A 19,920-nucleotide genomic window follows, 5' to 3' on the forward strand; every position below is an offset into this window, starting at 1 on the left:
GCTCAGCGCGCCTCGGGTGCGCTCTTCTCGAGGCGATTGTCGATGTAGGCCTGGGCGCGCAATTGATCCAGCCATTCCTCGTACGCGGGCCCGATCCGGCGCTGCATCAGCTCGCGGCGCGCCTGCATGCGGCGGAACTCGTTTTCCATATTCTTGCTGCGGCGCTCCTCGACCTCGATCAGATGCCAGCCGAAGGGCGACTGCACGGGCTGGCTCACCTGCCCATCGCCCAGCGCGTCCATGGCTTCCTCGAAGGCCGGCACGGTGTCGCCGGGCGACACCCATCCCAGGTCGCCGCCCTGCGGCGCCGTGGCGTCCTCGGAGTATCGCTTGGCCAGCTCCGCAAAAGACTCGCCGCGCTCGATGCGCGCGCGCAGCTTCTCGAGCAGCGCGCGCGCCTTGTCGTCGGTCATGACCTTGGTGGTCTTGATCAGGATATGCCGCACATGGGTCTGGGTAACCATCATCGGCCCAGAGGGGGCCTGGCGCTGGGCTGTCTGCTGAGCCGGCGCCGGGGCGGGCTGCGGGGCGGCCTGGCGGCGCGCCGACGACGGCGCCTGGGCATAGCCGCGGCGCAGCACCTTCAGGATATGGAAGCCGCGCCCGCTTTGCAGAATCCCCGAAACCTGGCCTGGCCCGAGATTCCTGACCGCCTGTGCGAACAGATCGGGCCAGTCCGACAACGGGCGTACGCCCATATTGCCGCCATCGAGGGCCTGCGGACCATCCGAGGACGCCGCGGCCGCGCCGGCGAAATCCGCCCCGCTGCGCAGCTTGCGCAGGATGGCCTCGGCCTCGCGGCGTTTCTCCTCGACGACGCCGCTGGGCGCGCGGTCGGGCACCTCGATCAGGATTTGCGCCAGCTCGAGGAGCTCGGGGCCGCGCGCGGCGGGCGGTGCCTCGGGCTGCGGTTCGGGCGTCTCGACCCTCGACGGCGGCACGACCGCCTGGCCGGCGCCCCCTTCCGTGCTCAGAAAGGCATCGATATCGCTATCGCTGATGGTGATGTGATCGGCGACGAGGCGCTGGCGCAGCATGTCGTCCAGAATCTGCTGGCGCAACTCGCGCCGGTAGGCATCCCAGGTCAGGCCGCCGCGCTCGATCTCGCGACGCAGCTGTTCGACCGTCAGTCGGTTGCGCTGGGCGACGGACTGGATGGCATGATCCACCTGCCCGTCGCTGACCCTCAGGCCGACCCGCTCAGCCTCCTGGCGCTGCAATTCTTCGTTGATCATCTGCTGGAGGACTTGGCGGCGCATGGTGGCCTCGTCGGGCACCGGCACGTTCTGCAGCCGCATCTGCTGGCGGATCTGCGCGGCCTTGATCTCGAGCTGGCGCAGGGTGATCACCTGCTTGTTGACCACCGCGGCGATGCCGTCGACGAACTGCTCGCTCGGGGCTTGGGTCGGTTGGGGCTTGGCGGCCCGGGTCGCCGCCAGGGCCGTGCTGCCGGCGGCGAGGCCCGCGAGCGTCCCGAGAATCAGGGCAACGCGGGCCAGATGGTGCGGACGAGACATCATTCATACCTCTCGAAGGCGGTTTTTTCAGGTATGGGCGCGGCCACCGACTCATAGCCCACGACCCGCTCGGACAGCAGCCGCATGGGATCGGTGCCCAACGACCCCAGTCCGGAGAGCTCCAGTTGCAGGAACACGGCCGTGTTGGCCTTTTCGGCCGATACCGCATAGCGCTGCATGACCACGCGGGCCGTCCAGCAGCAGTCGCCGCGATATTCCAGGCCCAGGATCGACTGGGTGCTGCGCTTTTCCTGCAGGGAATAATCATAACGGCCCACCCCGTACCAGCGGCGGGCGATCGGCCATTGGCCGCTCAGGCTGATCTGTTCGCGTGACTCGATCGTGGTGTCGTCGCTATAAACCCGGTAGGGGTCGGAATAGGCATTGGGGTCGCGCTCGTAGCGGTAGGCCAGCGACACGGTCGCCAGGCGCTTGGGGTTCCAGCGCACACCCGTGCTCAGGCGCTCGCGCTGACGGGTCTCGGCCTTGAACTGGCCATCGAAATACACCGAGAATTTGTCGGTGAGCGCCGCGTTCGCCCCCAGCAAATAGTCGGATTTTTTGTCCGACCGGGGAGCCTGGCCCGGCAGCGTGACGCGCAAGTCGGTGAAGTAATAGCGCTGGGCGGCCGAGAGGGACAGGCGCTCGAATCCGGTGTTCGCGTCCAGCCATCGCGTCGTCACCCCCAGCGTGAGCTGATTGGCGTTGGCGATGCGGTCCCAGCCACCGCTGAAGATATTCTCGTCAAAGGCCTGGATATAGTTGAAGGTGGCGACCCCGGTGTCGAAGACCGGCAGTTGCGACTGGTCGCGATAGGGAACGTACAGATAATAGGCGCGCGGCTCGATGGTCTGAACGGCATCGTTGCCGAACAGCGTCGTCGGCCGCTCGAACGTGAGCCCGCCGTCCACCGAGGCGATTGGCAGCACCCGCGACTGGCTGTGCGGCCATCCCGCATAGGCCGGCAAGTCGGCCGAAAACCATTCGGTCTCGTACTGGCTCATGTGCAGGCCGATCTTGGGGGTCAGGTAGGCGCCCGGCAGGAGGAAGGGCCGGGAAATCGTGGTGTAGGAGGTGGCGCGGGTCCCGTTGGGCACGAGGCGTTGGCCGGACTGCTCGGGAAAGGCATCGCCGTGATAGATGGGCGACACGAAACGCGTCGCATAGTTTTCGGACACGATGTCCAGGCCATTCCAGTTGTAGCGCTGCGCCCGCAGATACAGCTCGGGCAGCTTATCGTAGGGCGGCGTGATGAACGCGCCGGTGCTGTCCTGCAGGGTCTGATAGCGGTAGAACTGCAGCGAGCCGCTGAGGTAGCGATTGCCCGTCCACGAAAGCAGGGCCTGACTGGGCATGTAGGTCACGGCCGCGTCGTTCAGGCCAAAGGTCGAGAAGTCGCGGAAATAATCATCATCGGACACCTTGCGCGCATCCAGATAGGCCGTCAGCCCATAGCGGAGCTGTTGCGTGTGCTGCCAGGAATACATCCAGCGCTTTTCGCTAGTCTGCTGGTCGCGCATGAGGTAGGTGCCAAACGCCTGCCCGTTGTAGGATTCGCCCAGATAGCGCGTCTCGAGGCCCAGCTGCAGGCCACGCTTGCTCATGTAGCGCGGAAACAGCGTGGCGTCGTAATTAGGCGCAAGGTTCAGGTAATACGGCGTGGTGAGCTCGAAGCCGCTGTTCGATGAAGTGCCGTACGTGGGCACCAGGAATCCGGACTTGCGCTCGTCGCTGAGGGGAAAGGTCAAGTACGGGGAATACAGGATGGGCACATCCTTGAAGTACAGGACGCCGTTGCGCGCCACGCCCTCGTTGCGATCCAGGTACAGGTCGACGCGGCTGGACTCGATGGTCCAGGCCGGATTGGGACACGGGCAGCCGCTGTAGCTCACGTCATACAGGCGCATCATGTCACGCCCGAGGATGTCGGCGGCGCTGGCCGTCCCGGCGCCGGCGCGGGCGCCCAGGCGAAACGCGGGCTGCTCGATGCGGCCCTTGGACGAGTCGACGTTGTAGCGCAATCGCGGCCCGGTGACGATGCTGCCGTCGCGCATCAGGAGCCCGTTGCCGTGCACGTCCAGATCGCCGGTGGCGCGGTCGTACTCGATCCGGTCCCCTTTGACGACGCCATCGACGCGGCGGACCTGCGCCGCGCCCTCGAGGATGATGCGATCATCGGCGCCCCGGCGCACCTCGTCGCCGATCAGAAAGGCCGGCTGGTCATTGCCACCCGCCACCCGGTGCGCGCCCAAGCTGCCCACCATCCGCATCCCGGAGGACTCGGCCGCGGGCGCTTGCGCCCATGCCTGCGCAAATGCCGCCAGGCATGCCCCCGAAACAATGATGCGCCAGATCCGATGCACGAAGACCCAGTCCCCCAAGGATGATGTTTGTACCGCGACTGATCCGCGCGCCCACAACGACCAGCGACCCAGTATTATAGAGAAGCCGCCGCAGCCGTGCGTGCGACCTCCGACCACCCTGCCGCATCCCGATGAAGACTCCGCCCGCCCCCGATCCCCGTCTCGACAGCCTGAAGCAATGGCTGCGCACTCTGCCCGCCGCACTGGGCGTCGAACCCGACAGCCTGACACCCGTTTCGGGCGACGCGAGCTTTCGGCGGTACTTCAGGGTCGCAACGTCGGGCGGCACCCGCATCGTCATGGACGCGCCGCCGCCGCACGAGGACTGCGGCCCCTTTGTGCGCATCGCCCAGCGGCTGGCCGGGGCCGGGTTGACCGTACCGGCCATTTTCGCACACGAGACGGCCCGGGGATTCCTGCTGCTGTCGGACCTCGGACGGCAAACCTATTACGAGGCCATCCAGGCGGGCCTGGATCCACAGGCCCTGCAGCGGCGCTACCGCGCCGTGCTGCGCGACCTGCCACGGATACAGCAGGTGTCCTGCGAGGGGTTGCCGCTCTATGATGAAACACGCCTGCTCGACGAACTTGCCCTGTTCCCGCAATGGTATCTCGAGACCCACCTGGGCCTGGGGCCCGATGCGGATCGGCAGGCCGTGCTGCAAAGCACCTTCGAGCGTCTCGCGCGAGACGCGGCCCGCCAGCCCCGGGTGTTCGTCCACCGCGACTTTCATTCCCCCAACCTGATGATCAACGAGGCCGGGCCCGACGCGGCGCCCGGCATCATCGATTTCCAGGATGCCGTGCATGGGCCGCTCAGCTACGACATCGCCTCGTTGGTCATGGACGCCCGCACGACCTGGGACGAGCCCCAGCAACTGGACTGGGGCATCCGCTACTGGGAGGCCGCGCGCGCCGCCGGCCTGCCCGTGCCCGCCGACTTCGCCGAGTTCCACCAACAGTATGAATGGATGGGCCTGCAGCGCAACCTGCGCATCCTGGGCGTATTCGCGCGCCTGTCGCACCGCGATGGCAAGCATCACTACCTCGGCCACATCCCACGGGTGCGCGCCTACGTGCGCCAGGTCGCCGGCCGTTACGACGCCTTCCACCCCTTGCTGCGCGTGCTCGACCAGGCCGAGCAGATCCAGACCACCGACGGCTATTCATTCTGATGCGCGCCATGATTCTGGCGGCCGGGCGCGGCGAACGGATGCGGCCGCTGACCGACACCTGCCCCAAACCCCTACTGCCCGCGGGCGGCCAGCCTCTCATCGTCTGGCACATCCGTCGCCTGGTCGCGGCCGGCATCCCCGACATCATCATCAACCACGCCTGGCTCGGCGCGCGGATCGAGGCTGAACTGGGCGACGGGCGGGGCTATGGCGCCCGCATCGACTACTCGCCCGAGTCCACCGCGCTCGAAACCGCGGCCGGAATCGCCCGCGCGCTGCCGTTTTTCGGGGACGAACCCTTTCTCGCCATCAACGGCGACATCTGGTGCGATTGGGATGTCGGCCAGGCGCCGCGATTCGCCGCAACCCTGGGCGACGGGACGCTGGCCCGGCTGGTACTGGTGGACAACCCGGCGCACCACCCCGCGGGCGACTTCTTTCTCGGGCCCGACGGGCGCATCGCTTCCGAAGGCCGGGATGCCCTGACTTTTTCGGGTATCGGCCTCTATCACCCCGCCCTGTTTGCCGGTGTACCGACCGACCACCCGGCGCCGCTCGCCCCGGTGCTGCGCGCGGCCATCGCACGAGGCCGGGTCGCGGGCGAACACCATCGCGGGCACTGGGTGGACGTCGGCACGCCCGAGCGCCTGCGCGCACTGGATCAGTGGCTGCGCACCCGCGCCAGCGGCCAAGGGCCGGGCGACGGTCCGCCCGCACGCTGCTAAACTTCCGATTTTGGCGCTTTGCGCGCCGGATCCGATTCTTTTCCGTGTCTGGCAAATCGAAACGGTGTATGTGAACGGCGCCAGCCGGCCCGCACAACCGTCTAAGCTTCAGGATTTCGCAGGCCCGCGGGCCTCGGGCACACCGCAGTACAGGAACGCACCCATGTCTTTCGGCTCTTCGAAACGCCCCGCCTTCAAACCCACTCCCTATGGCTATACGCGCCAGCGCCGGGGTATTCCGCGCTGGCTGGTGCTGCTGATCAGCGGCATTGTCCTCGGTGCCGGCGGCGTCGTGTTCCTGCAGCGCAGCTACGGCCCGCCACGGCTCACGGCCGAGCAGTCCGAGCAATTACGCATGGACCTCAATTCCGCCAATCTCGAAAAGCAGCAGTTGCAAACGCAGGCCAAACAGCTCAGGACCGATCTCGAGCAGGCCCGCCAGTCGCTGGCCGACCAGACCGGCAAGCTCGAGCAATTACGCGCCGACCACGCCAGCATGGAAGCCGGCGTGGCCGAGCTGATCGCGGCGATCCCCCCTGATCCGCGCGGCACCTCACCCGGCATCCGCGCGGCCGACATGGTCACGCGCAACGATCGGCTGGCATACAACACCCTGCTGATCCAGGAACTGCCCGAGGGCGCAACCGAGGCGCCAGCCTTCGACGGCGCAATAAAGCTCATCGCCGCTGGCCACTACAGCAACGGACAGACGGTCTACGTGGACATCGCCACTCTGCCGCTGCACATGGGGCGCTATACCCAGATCAAGGGCGAGTCCGAGTTGCCCAAGGGCTTTCGCGCCCGCCAGGTGACCGTCCAGATCACCGCGGCCGGTTCCGACAAGATCACCGCGACGCGCACCATCCGCGTCACGCAGGGCAAATAGCGGGACGCCGGCTCAAGCCACGTGCTGCAGAAAATCCTTTAGGCGCTGACTGGGCGGATTGCTGAGCAGGGCCTGAGGATCGCCATCCTCCGCGATCCGGCCCTGGTCCATGAAGATCAGGCGGCTGCCGACCTTGCGCGCGAACTCCATCTCGTGGGTGACCACGATCATGCTCATGCCTTCCTCGGCCACGTCCTGCATCACCCGCAGCACCTCATGGCGCAATTCGGGGTCCAGGGCCGAGGTGGGCTCGTCGAACAACATCAGCCGCGGCTTGATCGCCAACGCGCGCGCAATGGCGACGCGCTGCTGCTGGCCGCCGGACAATTGCCCGGGATAATGTCCGGCCCGTTCGGCCAGGCCGACTTTCGCAAGCAGGGCGTGGGCCTGCTCGCCCGCCTGGACGCGCGGCGTGCCGCGCGCATGGATGGGGCCGAACATCACATTCTCGAGCGCCGTGAGCTGGGGAAACAGATTGAATTGCTGAAACACCATCCCTGCCTCGCGGCGCAGTTCGCGCACCTGCGCCGGGCTGCCGAGCACGCTGTGTCCGTTGACGACGATGTCGCCGCCCTGGATGGTCTCGAGCACGTTGATGCAGCGCAGGAAGGTGGACTTGCCGGATCCCGAGGGCCCCACCACCACCACGACCTCGCCCGGCTCGATCGCCAGGTCGATTCCGTCGAGGACCACATTGTCGCCAAAGCGTTTGGTGACGTTCTTGAATTCGACGATGCTCATACGATCCTCGTCCTGTGCTCGATAAACTTGAGGGCCAGCGCGATGCAGCCTGTCAAGATCAGGTAGATCACGGCCACCGCACCCCAGATTTCGACCGCGCGGAAGTTGCTGGCGATGATTTCCTGCCCCCGGCGGGTGAGCTCGGCCACGCCAATGACGATGAACAGCGACGAATCCTTCAGGCTGATGATGCACTGATTACCCATGGTGGGAATCATGCGGCGCAGCGCCACCGGGCCGACGACGTGCAGCAAGATTTTGTAAAACGGCAGCCCCATGGCCTGGCCCGCCTCGTGCAGCCCCTTGGGCACGGACTGCAGCCCGCCGCGGACAATCTCGGCGATATAGGCGCCCGAATTGATCATCAGCGTAAAGACCGCCGCCGAGAATCCGTCGATGCGCAGGCCCACGATCAGCGGCAGCGCGAAATAGATGAACATCACCTGCACCACGATGGGTGTCCCCCGGATCACCAGGATGTACACCTGGGCGACAAAGGACAGCCCCAGCGGGATCCAGGCATGGAAGCGCCAGACCAGCAGGATCACGATGGCCAGTTGGACGGCCCACCAGGCCCAATCGGGCACCTCGCCCAACACCCCGGCACCCAGCCAGAACGCCAGCCGCAGCGCCCCGTAGACCACCACCACGCCCATCACCGACAGCAGCGCCGAGCGCCAGGTGACCGGGACCCGGACGTAGGTGGTGACCACGCCCGCCAGGGCGCCGATGAGGACGCCGCCGATGAGGCCGAGCAGTGTGATCTGGATCGTCATGAGAGTGCCATCGAGCAGATCGGGCATTGCGGCCCAGATGGCGGACCATTCAAAAGTCACGTTCGTCACCCCGAGTGAGGAATTGGCCCAGCGGCAAAGGTGAACGGCGATCGAGTGGTGCCACCCGATCGCCGTTCACATGAGGCTCGCGCCTGTCAACGCGAAATGAAAAGCCGCGCCCTACTTGACCGCGTCGGCCTTGTTGCCGAACCAGGTCTCGTAGAGTTTGTCGTAGCTGCCGTTGGCGTGCAGCGCCGCCAGCGCCTTGTTCACGACCGGAACGAGCTCGCTGCCCTTGGGGAAGGCGATACCGTAGAAGTCACCGCTCTTGAGGGAACCCACGACCTTGACCTTGCCCTTGCCGGCGGTCTGGGCGTAGTACTGCACATTGGGCGTGTCATGCACCACGGCGTCGACCCGGCCCGTGGCCAGCTCGAGAAAGGCATTGTCGATGTTGGGAAAGAGCTTCAGCTTGGCCGAGGGCACATTGGCCTTGAGGTAGTCCACGGTCGCGGTACCGATCTTGACGGCGACGGTCTTGTCCTGAAGGTCCTTGGCGGTCTTGATCGGACTGTCGTTCGCGACCAGGATGGCCAGGCCGCTCTCGTAGTAGGGATCCGAGAAATCGATGACCTTGGCGCGGTCTTCGCGGATGGTGATGCCAGCCAGCGCCACGTCGAGATTATGGGTCTGCAGCCCGGGAATGATGCCGTTGAAGTCCATCGGTTGCAGGCGGTACTTCAGGCCGGCTTCTTTGGCGATGGCCTCCCAGAGCTGGATGTCGAATCCGGTGTATTTGCCGTCCTGCTTGAACTCGAAGGGAACGAAGGCGGTGTCGGTCGCCACGACCAGTTCCTTGTCCGCCGCCTGGGTGGAGGGCAGCGCCAGGGCCAGGGTCAGGCCAAGCAGCATTGCTTTGAGGGTCTTGGGCAGCATGGGGTCTCCTTGTGGGATAAATTCTGCTAGCTGGGTTCTTCAGGTGTCATGTTAACTGAAAAGAACCACGGCCCGCGAGGGCCGTTTCCCGTGTACGGCGGCCGCTCAGAAGGCCGGAACGATGGCGCCTTTGTAGTGCTCGAGGATATATTGGCGCACCTTGTCGGTGTGCAGGGCGCCGACGAGCGTGCGGATCGCCGGATCGTCCTTGCGATCGGCGGAGGTCACCACGATATTGGCGTAGGGTGAATCCGAACCCTCGATAAAGAGCGCGTCCTTCACCGGGTTCAGACCGGCTTCCAGGGCGTAGTTGGTGTTGATCAGCGCCACGTCCACGTCCGGCAGCACGCGCGGCAGCGTGGCGGCCTCGAGCTCATGGAACTGAAGGCGCTTGGGATTTTCGACCACGTCGCGCGCGGTCGCGAGAATGTTGCTCGGATCCTTGAGCGTGATCAGGCCCTGCTTTTGCAGCAACAACAGCGCGCGCGCGCCATTGGACGGGTCGTTGGGAATAGCCACCTTGGCGCCGTCCTTCAGGTCCTTGATGTCCTTGATCTTCTGGGAATAGGCGCCGAAGGGCTCGACATGGACCAGGCCGACCGTCACGAGCCGGGTGCCGTGTTCCTTGTTGAAGGAATCCAGGTAGGGCTGGTGCTGAAAGAAGTTCACGTCGATCTGCTTGTCGGCGACCTGCAGATTGGGCTGCACGTAATCCGTGAACACCTTGATGTCCAGCTCGATGCCTTCCTTGGCGAGGTCGGGCTTGACGAACTCCAGCAGCTCGGCGTGCGGGACCGGCGTCGCCGCGACCGAGAGTTTGGCGGCCTGCGCGGGAATGGCGAAGGCCAGGGGAAGCGCCAGCGCCAGCGCGAACGTCTTGAACAGCATGGGGAAACCTCCTGAAAAAAATTACTTCCTGTTCATCCTGGCGACCCAACGGTCGCCAAAGACCTGCAAAAGTTGGACCATCACCACCAGGATCAGCACCGTGACGACCATGACGTCGGTCTGGTAACGCTGATAGCCGAAGCGCAGGGCCAGATCGCCCAGGCCGCCGCCGCCGATCACGCCCGACATGGCGGAGTAGCCGACGAGGGTGATGGCGGTGACCACGATGGCCGCCAGAATCCCGGTGGTCGCCTCGGGGATCAGGGCCCACAGCACGGTCTGCCGGGAATCGGCCCCCATCGCGCGGCAGGCCTCGCTCACCCCGGGGTCGAGCTCGCGCAGCACGTTCTCGACCAGACGCGCGAAAAACGGCGCCGCGCTCGCCACCAGCGGCGGGATCGAACCCTGCACGCCCAGGGCCGTCCCCGCGAGCATTCTCGTGAGCGGAATCATCACGATCAGCAGAATCAGGAACGGCACCGAACGCAGCACGTTCACGATGAACGCCATGCTCTGGTAGGCCGCGCGGCTGGACAGCATCTGGCCCGGTGCCGTCAGGAACAGCAGGATACCCACCGGCATGCCGATCAGCACCGTGAACAACAAAGAAAAACCCGTCATCAGCAAGGTGTCGATCGTCGCCTGGCCGATCAACCACCAATCCACATTCGCCAGCATCATGGCCTCAGCACCTCGTGATCGACTCCGGCCGCCGCCAGCATGCCCGCCAGGCGCTCCAGGCCCTCGTGCGGCCCCTGGACCGCGACCACCAACTGCCCGAACGGCGTTTCCTTGATCCGTCCCACGGAGCCCTGCAGGATGCTCAGATCCAGGGACAGCTCGCGGCTGATCCGGCTGAGCAGGGGCTGGACGGTATTGTCGCCGCGAAAGCTCAGGCGCAGCAGGCGTCCGGCGAGGCCATCGGCCATGGCGCGCCAGCCCTCGGCATCGACGCCGCTTTCGGACAGCAGGGATTGCGTGGCGCCGTGCCGCGGGTGCAGGAACACCTCCAGCACCTCGCCGGACTCTACGATGCGGCCCGCCTCGATCACCGCCACCCGGTCGCAGACCGCGCGAATCACGTCCATGCTATGGGTGATCAGGACAATGGTCAGGCCCAGGCGCCGGTTGATGTCGCCCAAGAGGCGCAGGATCGACTGCGTCGTCTCGGGATCGAGCGCCGAGGTCGCCTCGTCGCACAGCAGCAGCCGTGGCCGGCTGGCGAGGGCGCGGGCGATGCCCACACGCTGCTGCTGGCCGCCCGACAGTTGCCCCGGATACTTGTGCGCGTGATCCGACAAACCCACCAGGGCCAGAACCTCGCGCGCCCGCGCCAAGCGCGGCTCGCGGGCCATGCCCGCGAGCCGCAGCGGAAAACAGACGTTGTCCAGGACAGTGCGCGAGCGCAGTAGATTGAAATGCTGGAACACCATGCCGACGCCTCGGCGGTACTCGCGCAACTGGGCGTCGCTGAACGCCGTGATGTCGCGTCCGTCGACCCGCACCGCGCCCTCGGTGGGGCGCTCGAGCAGATTCAACATGCGTATCAGCGTGCTCTTGCCCGCACCCGAGCGGCCGATGATGCCGAACACCTCGCCCTGACGGATCGCCAGGTTCACATCGGCCAGGGCGTGCACGGCGCGCCCCGCGGAATGATAGGTTTTACGGATGTTCTCGAGGTCGATCAAGATACATAATCACTCATGAAGGCCGCCCACCGGTCGGGCGGGCAGCGAGGCACAATTTAACATGACCGATCCAACGAAAAATCAACTAGCTTATTCTGGCTAGTGATATGCGGGGCCCGCATGCCAGCGCCCCGGGCGCCAAACGCGCCACCCCGAACGTAAAAGCGCCAGCCCCCAAAAGGACTGGCGCCTGGATCCTGGTGGGTCGTGCGCGGCTCGAACGCGCGACCAACGGATTAAAAGTCCGGTGCTCTACCGACTGAGCTAACGACCCAACATAAGCCTTAAATTATCGCTTTTGCTCGAAATCCTGTCAAATTAACGGAATCAGCACCGCCATGAACCATTCCAATCTGCGCCTGCACATCCTGTCGGACCTGCATCTGGGCGTCCAGGGCATGCCGCCGCCCGAGGTCCATGCCGACCTCACCATCCTCGCCGGCGACATCGCCCGGCCACAGGCCGCCATGCAGTGGGCAGGCGCGCTGGGGCGCCCGGTACTCTACGTGCCCGGCAACCACGAATTCTACGGCGGCGACATCGCCGGCACGCGCCAGCGACTGGCGGACCTTGCCCACGAGCAGGGCGTGCACCTGCTTGACCAGGGCTGCCTGGTCTTTGGCGGCGTGCGATTCCTCGGCACGACCCTGTGGACGGATTTCGAACTGTTCGGCCCCGAGCTGCGCGCATCGGCCCAGGAAAAGACCGAGGCCTTCATGCGTGATTTCCAGGTGATCCGCAACACCGACGGCAGCCGCTACACCCCGGCCGACGCCTGCGCGCTGTTCGCTGCCCAGTACGAATGGCTCGATCGGGCACTGGACGAGCCATTCGAGGGCCCAACGGTCGTCGTCACCCACCACGCTCCCAGCATGCGCAGCGTGCACCCACGCTTTGCCGATTCGCTGATCAGCGCAGGATTCGCCTCGGACTGCACCTCGCTGATGGGGCGCGCGACCCTATGGATCCACGGGCACACGCACGACAGCTTCGACTATTCGGTGCGCGGCACCCGCGTGATCTGCAATCCGCGCGGCTATTTTCGCGACGGCATCCCGGAAAACCCGGCCTTCGATCCGGCGCTGCGGATCGACATCCCGCTGCGACCGTAAGCAGCATCCTCTCACAGTGCACGGGGCGGCTTAAAAGGTTTTCCGCAACCTTTTGGCCGGCGCCGGAAGCTTCTGAAGGGAACGCGGGGGAATCCGGCGGGCACTGTTTGAGGAGCGCGTAGCGCGACGAGTTTGCCCGCCGCCCGCGTGGACGAGGAAGGTCCGGGGAGTCCGGCGGCAGGCCGGACCGCCGGACGGGTTGCAGAAAACCTTTTAAGCCGCCCCGGGTACGGCGGAACGCAAGCGCACGAATAGGCGGCGGCCGCCTAACGCGCCCGCGAGATCCGGACCTCGGCACCCCGGCGCTTGACCTCCAGCCCCTCCGAAGGGAGGATGCGCAGGCCCTCGAGCCCCTTGATATAGCTCGAGCCCTGCATCTGCATGACGCGGATCTTGTTGCGCATGACGACGGGGCTATGCTCGGGCATCCCGAACATCCAGACCTCGTCCAGGATACGGGCCGAGTTGATCTCTCCGGTATGCTGGGCAATGGGCCCAAGGCACAACATGTGGCCCTCCCGACCGAACACCGGCAGCGTATCCAGGCCGGGCGTCATCGCCAGGCGCGATCCGCCCTCATAGCGCCAGCCCGTGTTCAGATCCCACCAGGCTGCGCCCGCGGGCAGATAGACCTCGGCCCGTCCGCCGGGCTGCATCACCGGGGCCACCAGCAGCGCGGGCCCCAAGAGATACTGAGTATCCCAGACATGGGCCTGCACATCGTCGGGAAAGGCCTGGGCCATCGAGCGCTGTACCGGCAGGCCGGTGCGCACCGCATCCTCGATGATACCGGCCACATACGGCACCAGCCGGTAGCGCCACTGCAACCAATGCTCCACCAGCGCGCGCGTCGCCGCATCGAATGCGTCGGGCATCAGGGCTGGATGCCCCTGGAGGCTGAAATTGGCCGAAAACACGCACATCGCCAGCCAGCGCAGGTAGAGCTCGCCGTCCATGGTCTGCGCCGGCCGCGCCGCGCAGCCCAGGCCGTGGGTCTGCACCGCGATGCCGCTATTGCCCACGGCCAGTGCGGCGCGCAGGGTGCGGGCGTACCCGTCCCAATCGTTGGCGACCTCGGGACCGAGCTGCCAGGCGTAACGCTGGGCGCCCGGGAACAGGTCGCGGCTGGGCAACACCCCCTCCTGGGGGGTCTTTTGTCCCGCCACGGCGTCGAACAGCGCCCGGCGGGCGAGATGCGGGTACAGCGTGCGCAACACCGAGCCGGACTCTCCGCCGCGCGCTTCGACCGTATCCGGAATATCGAATTGCGCGTGGCACACCGGTGCGGCGAGGTTTTCCTCGAAAGCCTGTGCATGGCGCTCGGACCAGAGCCGGTAGACATCCTTATGGGTCAGATCCAGGAGGGCGAACGCGTGGCCATCCGTGACCGGTTGGCCGGGAAAAACCTGCGCCTCGCCGTCCTCGCCGCACAACAGCCAACCGCGATCCTCCCATTCGGCGAACAGCGGCGTATCACGGAGCACGCCCGGGAAACAGGCGCCGGCCACGTGCACATCGAGCGCGCCGCAGGCGGCGGAAAACTCGCGCCAGTCGGGCAGGCGCTGCGCCCACTCGAAGACGGGCTTGTCCGCCTGGAACCCCAGTGCGGCCGGCGGCGCCAGGCTCAGGGCATCCAGGGCAAGGCCCTGCTCGCGCAGCCTGTGGATCTGGTGCAGGGACGCCGCAGCGGCCTGCGCGGGCGCCTGCTCCAGCCAGACGCCCATGGGCCACAGGCCGGGCTGCCCCGCCCGGCCTGTGAGCGCGGTGTACTGGTTGAGGATCTCGGCGGGCTCGCCCACGAACAGGAAGGCATCGAACTGGGCGCCGGCCGCCCGGACGCAATAGGCGTCCGCGTCGGCTGCCACGTCGTGTTCGACACGCCCCAGGGTATTCACATAGAGGCCCCAGCCGCGCGGGCTCCAGGCCAGCGGCAGCACCCGGGCGGCCGGATCGTCGGACACCAACCGGACGCCGCGCCGATCCAGATCGCCCTGTGTCTCGCCCAAGCCGAAAAGCCCCTCGTCCTCGCCAAGGGCCAGGCCGAATTGCCAAACGCGACCGCCCTCATCGTCCTCGACGCCCAAGGCGCCGGGCAGGCTTTCCACGACGAACCGATCGACGTGCTCGACCCGCAAGGCGAAGGGCTCGGCATCGAGCCGCAACACCGCATCGCCCTGGGCAATCCGCCAGCCGGCGCCATCCTCGAGGGCCTCGCAGTCGAGCTCGCCGACCGCCTCCTGGCGCGTCAGCAGCAACTCGGCGTGCCGCTGCGCCCGCGGCGTCGGTTTGTCCGGGTCCAGCGTCCGCCGCTCGCCGCAGCGCACACGAAAGACCCCCGGCGCATGCGCCTCTATCCTGAGGCGCAGATCGCCGCCTTTGAACGCGAAGTCCACGCAGGATGAATTGGCGCGGACAAACTCCAGACCTGTTTCAAGCAATTGGCTAGCCAGTTCCGATTTGGGCGACACAGCGTGATCCCCTGGGCATGACGCCCGTGTGAGTCGTACAAAAACCCTTATTCTGACGGATTTACGCCATAAAATAAAATCCTTGGCCTCTTTGCGTCGTCCGCCAGCCGAATTCCGGCTCAGCGCGGCCGGATACGGTAGGCCAATTCGCGCTCGATCGGCGCGGGCTCGGCGTCCAGTTCCGCGCCCAGTATATCGCCCGCCAGAGCCGACCAACTCAGGCCCCGCGAGCCATAGGCGCACGCCAGCCACAGACCGGGCGCATCCGGCACGCCACCGATGATGGGCAGGTGATCGGCGGTGGCGGCGCGCCAGCCGGCCCAGCCTTCGGGCGAACCGCGATCCAGCCAGGGCACCGCCCCCTCGGGCAGCCAGGCGGCCAGTTGCGCCCGAATCTCCCGATGCCCGGCCGCGTCGACCACGCTTTCGGCGGCGTCGGGGCGATAGGTGCTGCCGGCAACGCCCCAGCCCATGCGCGGCGGCAGGCAATAGCCCTTGCCCGACAGGATGCAGCGCGGCACGTCCGCGCCAGGGGTGCCCGCCGGCACCCGGTACACGCTGATCTGGCCAGCCAGGCGCTGCACGGCCGCGAGTTTGGGCAGGCGTGCCGCTGCATGGCCGGTCGCCAGCAAGGCGCTCGCCTCGGCGGCATTGGCCAGGACGACCCCATCGGCCTCCTGGAGGACGCCCCCCTCGGGACCCAGCAGACGCCAGGCGCCGCCCCCAGCCGCCCGCAGGGCATTGACACACGCCGCGCGGGTCTGGACGCCGGGCATCCCCAGCAAGGCCGGCAGCAAGGCGCCGGGCCGCAGCAGCAACGCCTGTTCGAACCACAAGCCGCCCTCGTGCAGGGTCGCGCCGGCCCGCGCGCCGGCCTCGGCCGCATCCATCCAACGGACCCATTCGGGAGGAAACGCCAGGGCGTCCAGAGCGGCGCACTGTGCCGCCGCCTCGTCCCGGGTCCGTGCGCAGACCAGTGCGCCGCAAACCTCGGGGCGTGCCAAACCCGGCAAGCTCAGCCAGCGACGGCGCGCGCACGCCAAACCCGAACGACTCAAACGCGATCGAGTGTCATCATCCGGGGTCAGCGCGGGCACCAGGGCGGCTGCTCCACGCACCCGCAGCGCCTCCTCGGGTCTTCGCGCGAAGACCGGATCATAGACACACACCTCGTGACCACGCAGGGCAAGCGACTGGGCAATGCCCGCGCCCGCGATGCCGCCACCGACCACGGCCAGCCGCCGGGCGCGCGGCGCGGCAGCCGGCGTCCCCAGGCCCGGGCGCAGCACCGCCACCGTCATGTCCCGCTTGCCGCCGAACCCGGGCGCCTTCTCGACCAGGAAGCCCGCATCGCGCAGATCGCGGCGCACCTGTCCGGCGCTGCACCAGGTCGCGGCGGTGGCGCCGGCCACGGCCAGGCGGCGCAACTGCCCAAACAGCGCCGGCGTCCACATCTCGGGATTCACTCCAGGGGCGAAACCGTCGAGGAAGAAGGCATCCACGCGGGCTTGCGCCTGGGGCGCCATCCGGCGCACCGACCCAAAGGCCAGGGTCAGGGTCACGGCGCCCCCCTCGAATTCGAGGCGATGCAGGCCCGGCGTCAGGAGTGGCCAGCGATCTGCCAGGACGGCGGCCAATGTCGCCAACGCGGACGGCAGACGGGACGACAAGGCACGCCGAAGATCCGCGGCCTCGAAGGGATGGGCCTCGAAGGCGAGATAGTGCAGGCGGCGGCTGCGCCGAGGATCGTCGCGCCACGCCTGCCAAGCCGCCAGGAAATTCTGACCCAGCCCGAAGCCGGTCTCACACACGGTGAAGGCCGCCCGGTCCCGCCAACGCTCGGGCAGGCGGTTGCCGCGCAGAAAGACATGCCGGGCCTGCTCCAGCGCGCCCGAGGCGCTGTGATAGACATCGCCGTACTCCGTGCTGCACGGCACGCCTTGCGCATTGAAATGCAGGCGCGCCGCCCGCACGGCTTCATAACTTCCTGACATGCAAGACTCTTGAGGGCTCACGTACAATGCATGGGAACGCCATGTGCCTTCCCGGGCCCGACGGCGCTGCAGGGGGGCTCCCACGCCATGCAAGCTTCGCATTACCTGTCCGCCGACTGTATGGACGCCGCCGTGACCGCGGCGCACGCCGCAGCCGCCATTCTACAGACCCACGCCCTGCACCGCGCGGATCTGGTCGTCGACTTCAAAATGCGCAACGATCTCGTATCGCAGGCCGATCGCGAGGCGGAACGCGCCATCATCGACATCCTGTCCACACGCACCCCGGATATCGGCATCATCGCCGAGGAAAGCGGCGGCCAGCGGGGCGCCCAGGCAACCTGGCATGTCGACCCCCTGGACGGCACCACCAATTTTCTCAGCGGCATCCCGCACTACGCGGTCTCGATCGCCCTGATCGGACATGCCGGCGCCCACGTCGAGGGGCCGGGGCGCCTCGCGCAAGACACCCCGCTGATCGGCGTGATCTACGACCCCAACCGCGAGGAGCTCTTTTCCGCTATGCACGGCATCGGTGCCTGGTCCAACGGGCGGCGCATCCATTGCTCCGGCGCGAACGACCTCCGCGAGTCGGTCATCGCCACGGGCTTTCCCTTCCGGGATTTCTCGTTCGAACATCAATACATGCCCGCCCTGCGCGAAGCCATCGCCTCCACGCGCGGCGTGCGGCGCATGGGCTCGGCGGCCCTGGACCTGGCCTGGACGGCTTGCGGGCGCTACGACGGTTACTGGGAAATGGGCCTGTCCTCCTGGGACGTGGCGGCCGGCGTCGCACTGGTGCGCGCCGCCGGCGGCATCTGCGAAGACCTCCGCCACCGCCAGCCCTGGCCTGAGGGCGGCGACGTCTACGCCGCCAACCCCCACATCGCCGAAGCCCTCGACGCCATGATCGCCAAACACCTATGAAAAACGACGTCCTCGACACCCTCGGATCCTGGCACGCGGATTTCACCGCCGTCCGCCGCGCCATTCACGCCTGGCCCGAGCTGGCCTTCCAAGAGGTGCGCACGGCGGACACGGTGGCGCGCCTGCTGGAATCCTGGGGCATCGAGACGCATCGCGGCCTCGGCGTGACGGGCGTGGTCGGGCGCATCACCGGCCGCGCGCCCGGTGGGTCGATCGGCCTGCGCGCCGACATGGACGCCCTGCCCATGAGCGAATCCAACACCTTTGCACACGCCAGCCGCAACCCCGGCGTCATGCACGCCTGCGGTCATGACGGCCACACCGCCATGCTGCTGGCCGCCGCCCGCCACCTGGCCCACCACCGCGACTTCGAGGGCACGGTGCAGGTGATCTTCCAGCCGGCCGAAGAAGGCCAGGGCGGCGCGCAACGCATGATCGAGGACGGCTTATTCGACTTGTTCCCGGTCGAGGCCGTGTTTGGCATGCACAACTGGCCCGGCATTCCGGCCGGCTCGTTCGCCCTGACCGAAGGCCCCATCATGGCCTCTAGCAGTACCTTCGAGGCCATCATCACCGGCCGTGGCGCCCACGCCGCCATGCCGCACTTGGGCGCCGATCCGGTCGTCGCCGCCGCGCAGCTCACCCTGGCCTACCAGAACATCCTTACGCGCGACCTGGACCCGCTCGAGCCCGCCGTCATCAGCGTCACCCAGATCCATACCGGCTCAGCCGACAACGTCATCCCCGACCAGGCGGTCCTGCGCGGCACCACGCGCACCCTGTCGGCGCACGCGCTGGATCTGATCGAGGCACGCATGGGCGAAATCACCCGGGGACTCGGGGACGCCCTGCGCTGCACCACCGAATTCCGCTTCGACCGACGCTATCCCGCCACCGTCAACCACCCGGCCGAGTCGGCGTTCTGTACCGAGGTGCTGTGCGAGCTGGTCGGCGCGGAGCACGTCCAGACCGGCGTCCGGCCCTCCATGGGCGCCGAGGATTTCGCATTCATGCTGCAAGCCCGCCCGGGCTGCTACGTCTGGATCGGCAACGGCACCGGCGACCATCGCGAGGCTGGCCACGGGCTGGGGCCCTGCACTCTGCACAACGGTAGCTACGATTTCAACGATGATCTGATTCCGCTGGGCGCCGCATACTGGGTGATGCTCGCGCGCCGCTGGCTCGAACGCCGCCGGCCCGAGCCTCCGGGCTGACACCGTTTCACCTTAAAGCTTGCCGTAAAATACGGCGACCTCCGGGTGCCCTGCCCCGACGACCCCACGCCGCCCGGCGACCGCAACGCGAAAGGCCTCCCCATGACCCCAGACACGCCCACCACCCTGCCTGCCCCCGAGCGCCATGCGATCTTGCGCGTCATGCCCATGCCCGCAGACGCCAACATCCATGGCGACGTCTTCGGCGGCTGGATCATGTCCCAGGTCGACATCGCCGCCTCCATCCCGGCGGCGCGCCGCGCCGGCGGACGGGTGGCGACCATCGCCGTCAACGCGTTCACCTTCAAGCAGCCGGTGTTCGTCGGCGACCTGCTCAGCTTCTATGCCGACATCGTCCGCACCGGGCGCACCTCGATCACCGTGGCGGTCGAGGTCTATGCCGAGCGTCAGCGCCTGTCCGCCGAGGTCGTCAAAGTCACCGAGGCGATACTGACCTACGTGGCCACCGACGACCAGCGGCGCAGCCGCCCCCTGCCGCCGATCTGACCC

General features: G+C 67.1%; 17 protein-coding genes and 1 tRNA gene. 7 read left to right on the top strand and 11 right to left on the bottom strand.

All coding sequences use genetic code 11. From position 1 onward, the window contains the following. Nucleotides 1-2: 2 nt before the first annotated feature. Nucleotides 3-1,520: a peptidylprolyl isomerase gene (locus ABS761_RS14860; RefSeq protein WP_350409113.1), complete on the bottom strand. Its 1,518-nt coding sequence runs from the start codon at nucleotides 1,518-1,520 to the stop codon at nucleotides 3-5. Further along, nucleotides 1,517-3,880: an LPS-assembly protein LptD gene (locus ABS761_RS14865; RefSeq protein WP_350409114.1), complete on the bottom strand. Its 2,364-nt coding sequence runs from the start codon at nucleotides 3,878-3,880 to the stop codon at nucleotides 1,517-1,519. The genes ABS761_RS14860 and ABS761_RS14865 overlap by 4 nt, the downstream gene beginning before the upstream one ends. A 131-nt stretch (nucleotides 3,881-4,011) precedes the next feature. Between ABS761_RS14865 and ABS761_RS14870 the strand changes: the two genes are divergently transcribed. The 3 genes from ABS761_RS14870 to ABS761_RS14880 all read left to right on the top strand — a co-directional run bounded on the left by ABS761_RS14870 (nucleotide 4,012) and on the right by ABS761_RS14880 (nucleotide 6,666). After that, complete coding sequence (locus ABS761_RS14870; protein WP_350409115.1) at nucleotides 4,012-5,055, top strand: aminoglycoside phosphotransferase family protein; 1,044 nt, start codon at nucleotides 4,012-4,014, stop codon at nucleotides 5,053-5,055. Beyond that, nucleotides 5,055-5,780, top strand: a complete 726-nt coding sequence (gene murU, locus ABS761_RS14875; RefSeq protein ID WP_350409116.1) for an N-acetylmuramate alpha-1-phosphate uridylyltransferase MurU — start codon at nucleotides 5,055-5,057, stop codon at nucleotides 5,778-5,780. Before ABS761_RS14870 ends, murU begins: the two co-directional genes overlap by 1 nt. A 163-nt stretch (nucleotides 5,781-5,943) precedes the next feature. Beyond that, nucleotides 5,944-6,666 (top strand): hypothetical protein, encoded by a 723-nt coding sequence (locus tag ABS761_RS14880; RefSeq protein ID WP_350409117.1) that lies wholly within the window; start codon nucleotides 5,944-5,946, stop codon nucleotides 6,664-6,666. A 12-nt stretch (nucleotides 6,667-6,678) separates the two neighbouring features. Here ABS761_RS14880 and glnQ read toward each other — a convergent pair whose 3' ends face one another. The 7 genes from glnQ to ABS761_RS14915 form a co-directional block, all read right to left on the bottom strand. After that, entirely contained in the window at nucleotides 6,679-7,407 is a 729-nt protein-coding gene (gene glnQ, locus ABS761_RS14885; protein ID WP_350409118.1) for a glutamine ABC transporter ATP-binding protein GlnQ, read from the bottom strand. Next, on the bottom strand, nucleotides 7,404-8,063 hold the full coding sequence (locus ABS761_RS14890; RefSeq protein ID WP_502881450.1) for an ABC transporter permease subunit: 660 nt from the start codon (nucleotides 8,061-8,063) through the stop codon (nucleotides 7,404-7,406). Before ABS761_RS14890 ends, glnQ begins: the two co-directional genes overlap by 4 nt. Nucleotides 8,064-8,363: 300 nt before the next feature. Then, nucleotides 8,364-9,119, bottom strand: a complete 756-nt coding sequence (glnH, locus tag ABS761_RS14895) for a glutamine ABC transporter substrate-binding protein GlnH (RefSeq protein WP_350409120.1) — start codon at nucleotides 9,117-9,119, stop codon at nucleotides 8,364-8,366. A 105-nt stretch (nucleotides 9,120-9,224) separates the two neighbouring features. Beyond that, the gene (locus ABS761_RS14900) at nucleotides 9,225-10,007 is read right to left on the bottom strand and encodes a MetQ/NlpA family ABC transporter substrate-binding protein (protein WP_350409121.1); all 783 of its coding nucleotides are present in this window, start codon (nucleotides 10,005-10,007) and stop codon (nucleotides 9,225-9,227) included. Nucleotides 10,008-10,028: 21 nt separating this feature from the next. Then, nucleotides 10,029-10,688 carry a methionine ABC transporter permease gene (locus ABS761_RS14905; RefSeq protein WP_350409122.1) on the bottom strand — a complete coding sequence of 220 codons (660 nt, stop codon included), beginning with the start codon at nucleotides 10,686-10,688 and terminating at the stop codon, nucleotides 10,029-10,031. Beyond that, nucleotides 10,685-11,695 (bottom strand): methionine ABC transporter ATP-binding protein, encoded by a 1,011-nt coding sequence (locus tag ABS761_RS14910; RefSeq protein ID WP_350409123.1) that lies wholly within the window; start codon nucleotides 11,693-11,695, stop codon nucleotides 10,685-10,687. Before ABS761_RS14910 ends, ABS761_RS14905 begins: the two co-directional genes overlap by 4 nt. 198 nt (nucleotides 11,696-11,893) lie before the next feature. Next, nucleotides 11,894-11,969: transfer RNA gene (locus tag ABS761_RS14915), tRNA-Lys, on the bottom strand. A gap of 64 nt (nucleotides 11,970-12,033) precedes the next feature. Here ABS761_RS14915 and ABS761_RS14920 point away from each other — a divergent pair. Then, nucleotides 12,034-12,807, top strand: coding sequence for a metallophosphoesterase (locus ABS761_RS14920; RefSeq protein ID WP_350409124.1), 774 nt, complete (start codon nucleotides 12,034-12,036; stop codon nucleotides 12,805-12,807). 266 nt (nucleotides 12,808-13,073) lie between these two features. On the opposite strand, the gene ABS761_RS14925 is transcribed toward ABS761_RS14920, so the two are convergent. Further along, nucleotides 13,074-15,275 carry a glycoside hydrolase family 31 protein gene (locus ABS761_RS14925; protein WP_502881448.1) on the bottom strand — a complete coding sequence of 734 codons (2,202 nt, stop codon included), beginning with the start codon at nucleotides 15,273-15,275 and terminating at the stop codon, nucleotides 13,074-13,076. A 119-nt stretch (nucleotides 15,276-15,394) separates the two neighbouring features. Continuing rightward, complete coding sequence (gene mnmC / locus ABS761_RS14930) at nucleotides 15,395-17,269, bottom strand: bifunctional tRNA (5-methylaminomethyl-2-thiouridine)(34)-methyltransferase MnmC2/FAD-dependent 5-carboxymethylaminomethyl-2-thiouridine(34) oxidoreductase MnmC1 (RefSeq protein ID WP_350409125.1); 1,875 nt, start codon at nucleotides 17,267-17,269, stop codon at nucleotides 15,395-15,397. Nucleotides 17,270-17,356: 87 nt separating this feature from the next. Between mnmC and ABS761_RS14935 the strand changes: the two genes are divergently transcribed. The 3 genes from ABS761_RS14935 (at nucleotide 17,357) to ABS761_RS14945 (ending at nucleotide 19,917) form a co-directional block, all read left to right on the top strand. Further along, the gene (locus tag ABS761_RS14935) at nucleotides 17,357-18,196 is read left to right on the top strand and encodes an inositol monophosphatase family protein (RefSeq protein WP_350409126.1); all 840 of its coding nucleotides are present in this window, start codon (nucleotides 17,357-17,359) and stop codon (nucleotides 18,194-18,196) included. Beyond that, nucleotides 18,193-19,410 (top strand): M20 aminoacylase family protein, encoded by a 1,218-nt coding sequence (locus ABS761_RS14940; RefSeq protein ID WP_350409127.1) that lies wholly within the window; start codon nucleotides 18,193-18,195, stop codon nucleotides 19,408-19,410. The genes ABS761_RS14935 and ABS761_RS14940 overlap by 4 nt, the downstream gene beginning before the upstream one ends. 102 nt (nucleotides 19,411-19,512) lie before the next feature. After that, complete coding sequence (locus ABS761_RS14945) at nucleotides 19,513-19,917, top strand: acyl-CoA thioesterase (protein WP_350409128.1); 405 nt, start codon at nucleotides 19,513-19,515, stop codon at nucleotides 19,915-19,917. Nucleotides 19,918-19,920 lie beyond the last annotated feature (3 nt).

The organism is Castellaniella sp. GW247-6E4 (assembly GCF_040276065.1).
In the GTDB taxonomy this organism is placed as follows: domain Bacteria; phylum Pseudomonadota; class Gammaproteobacteria; order Burkholderiales; family Burkholderiaceae_B; genus Castellaniella.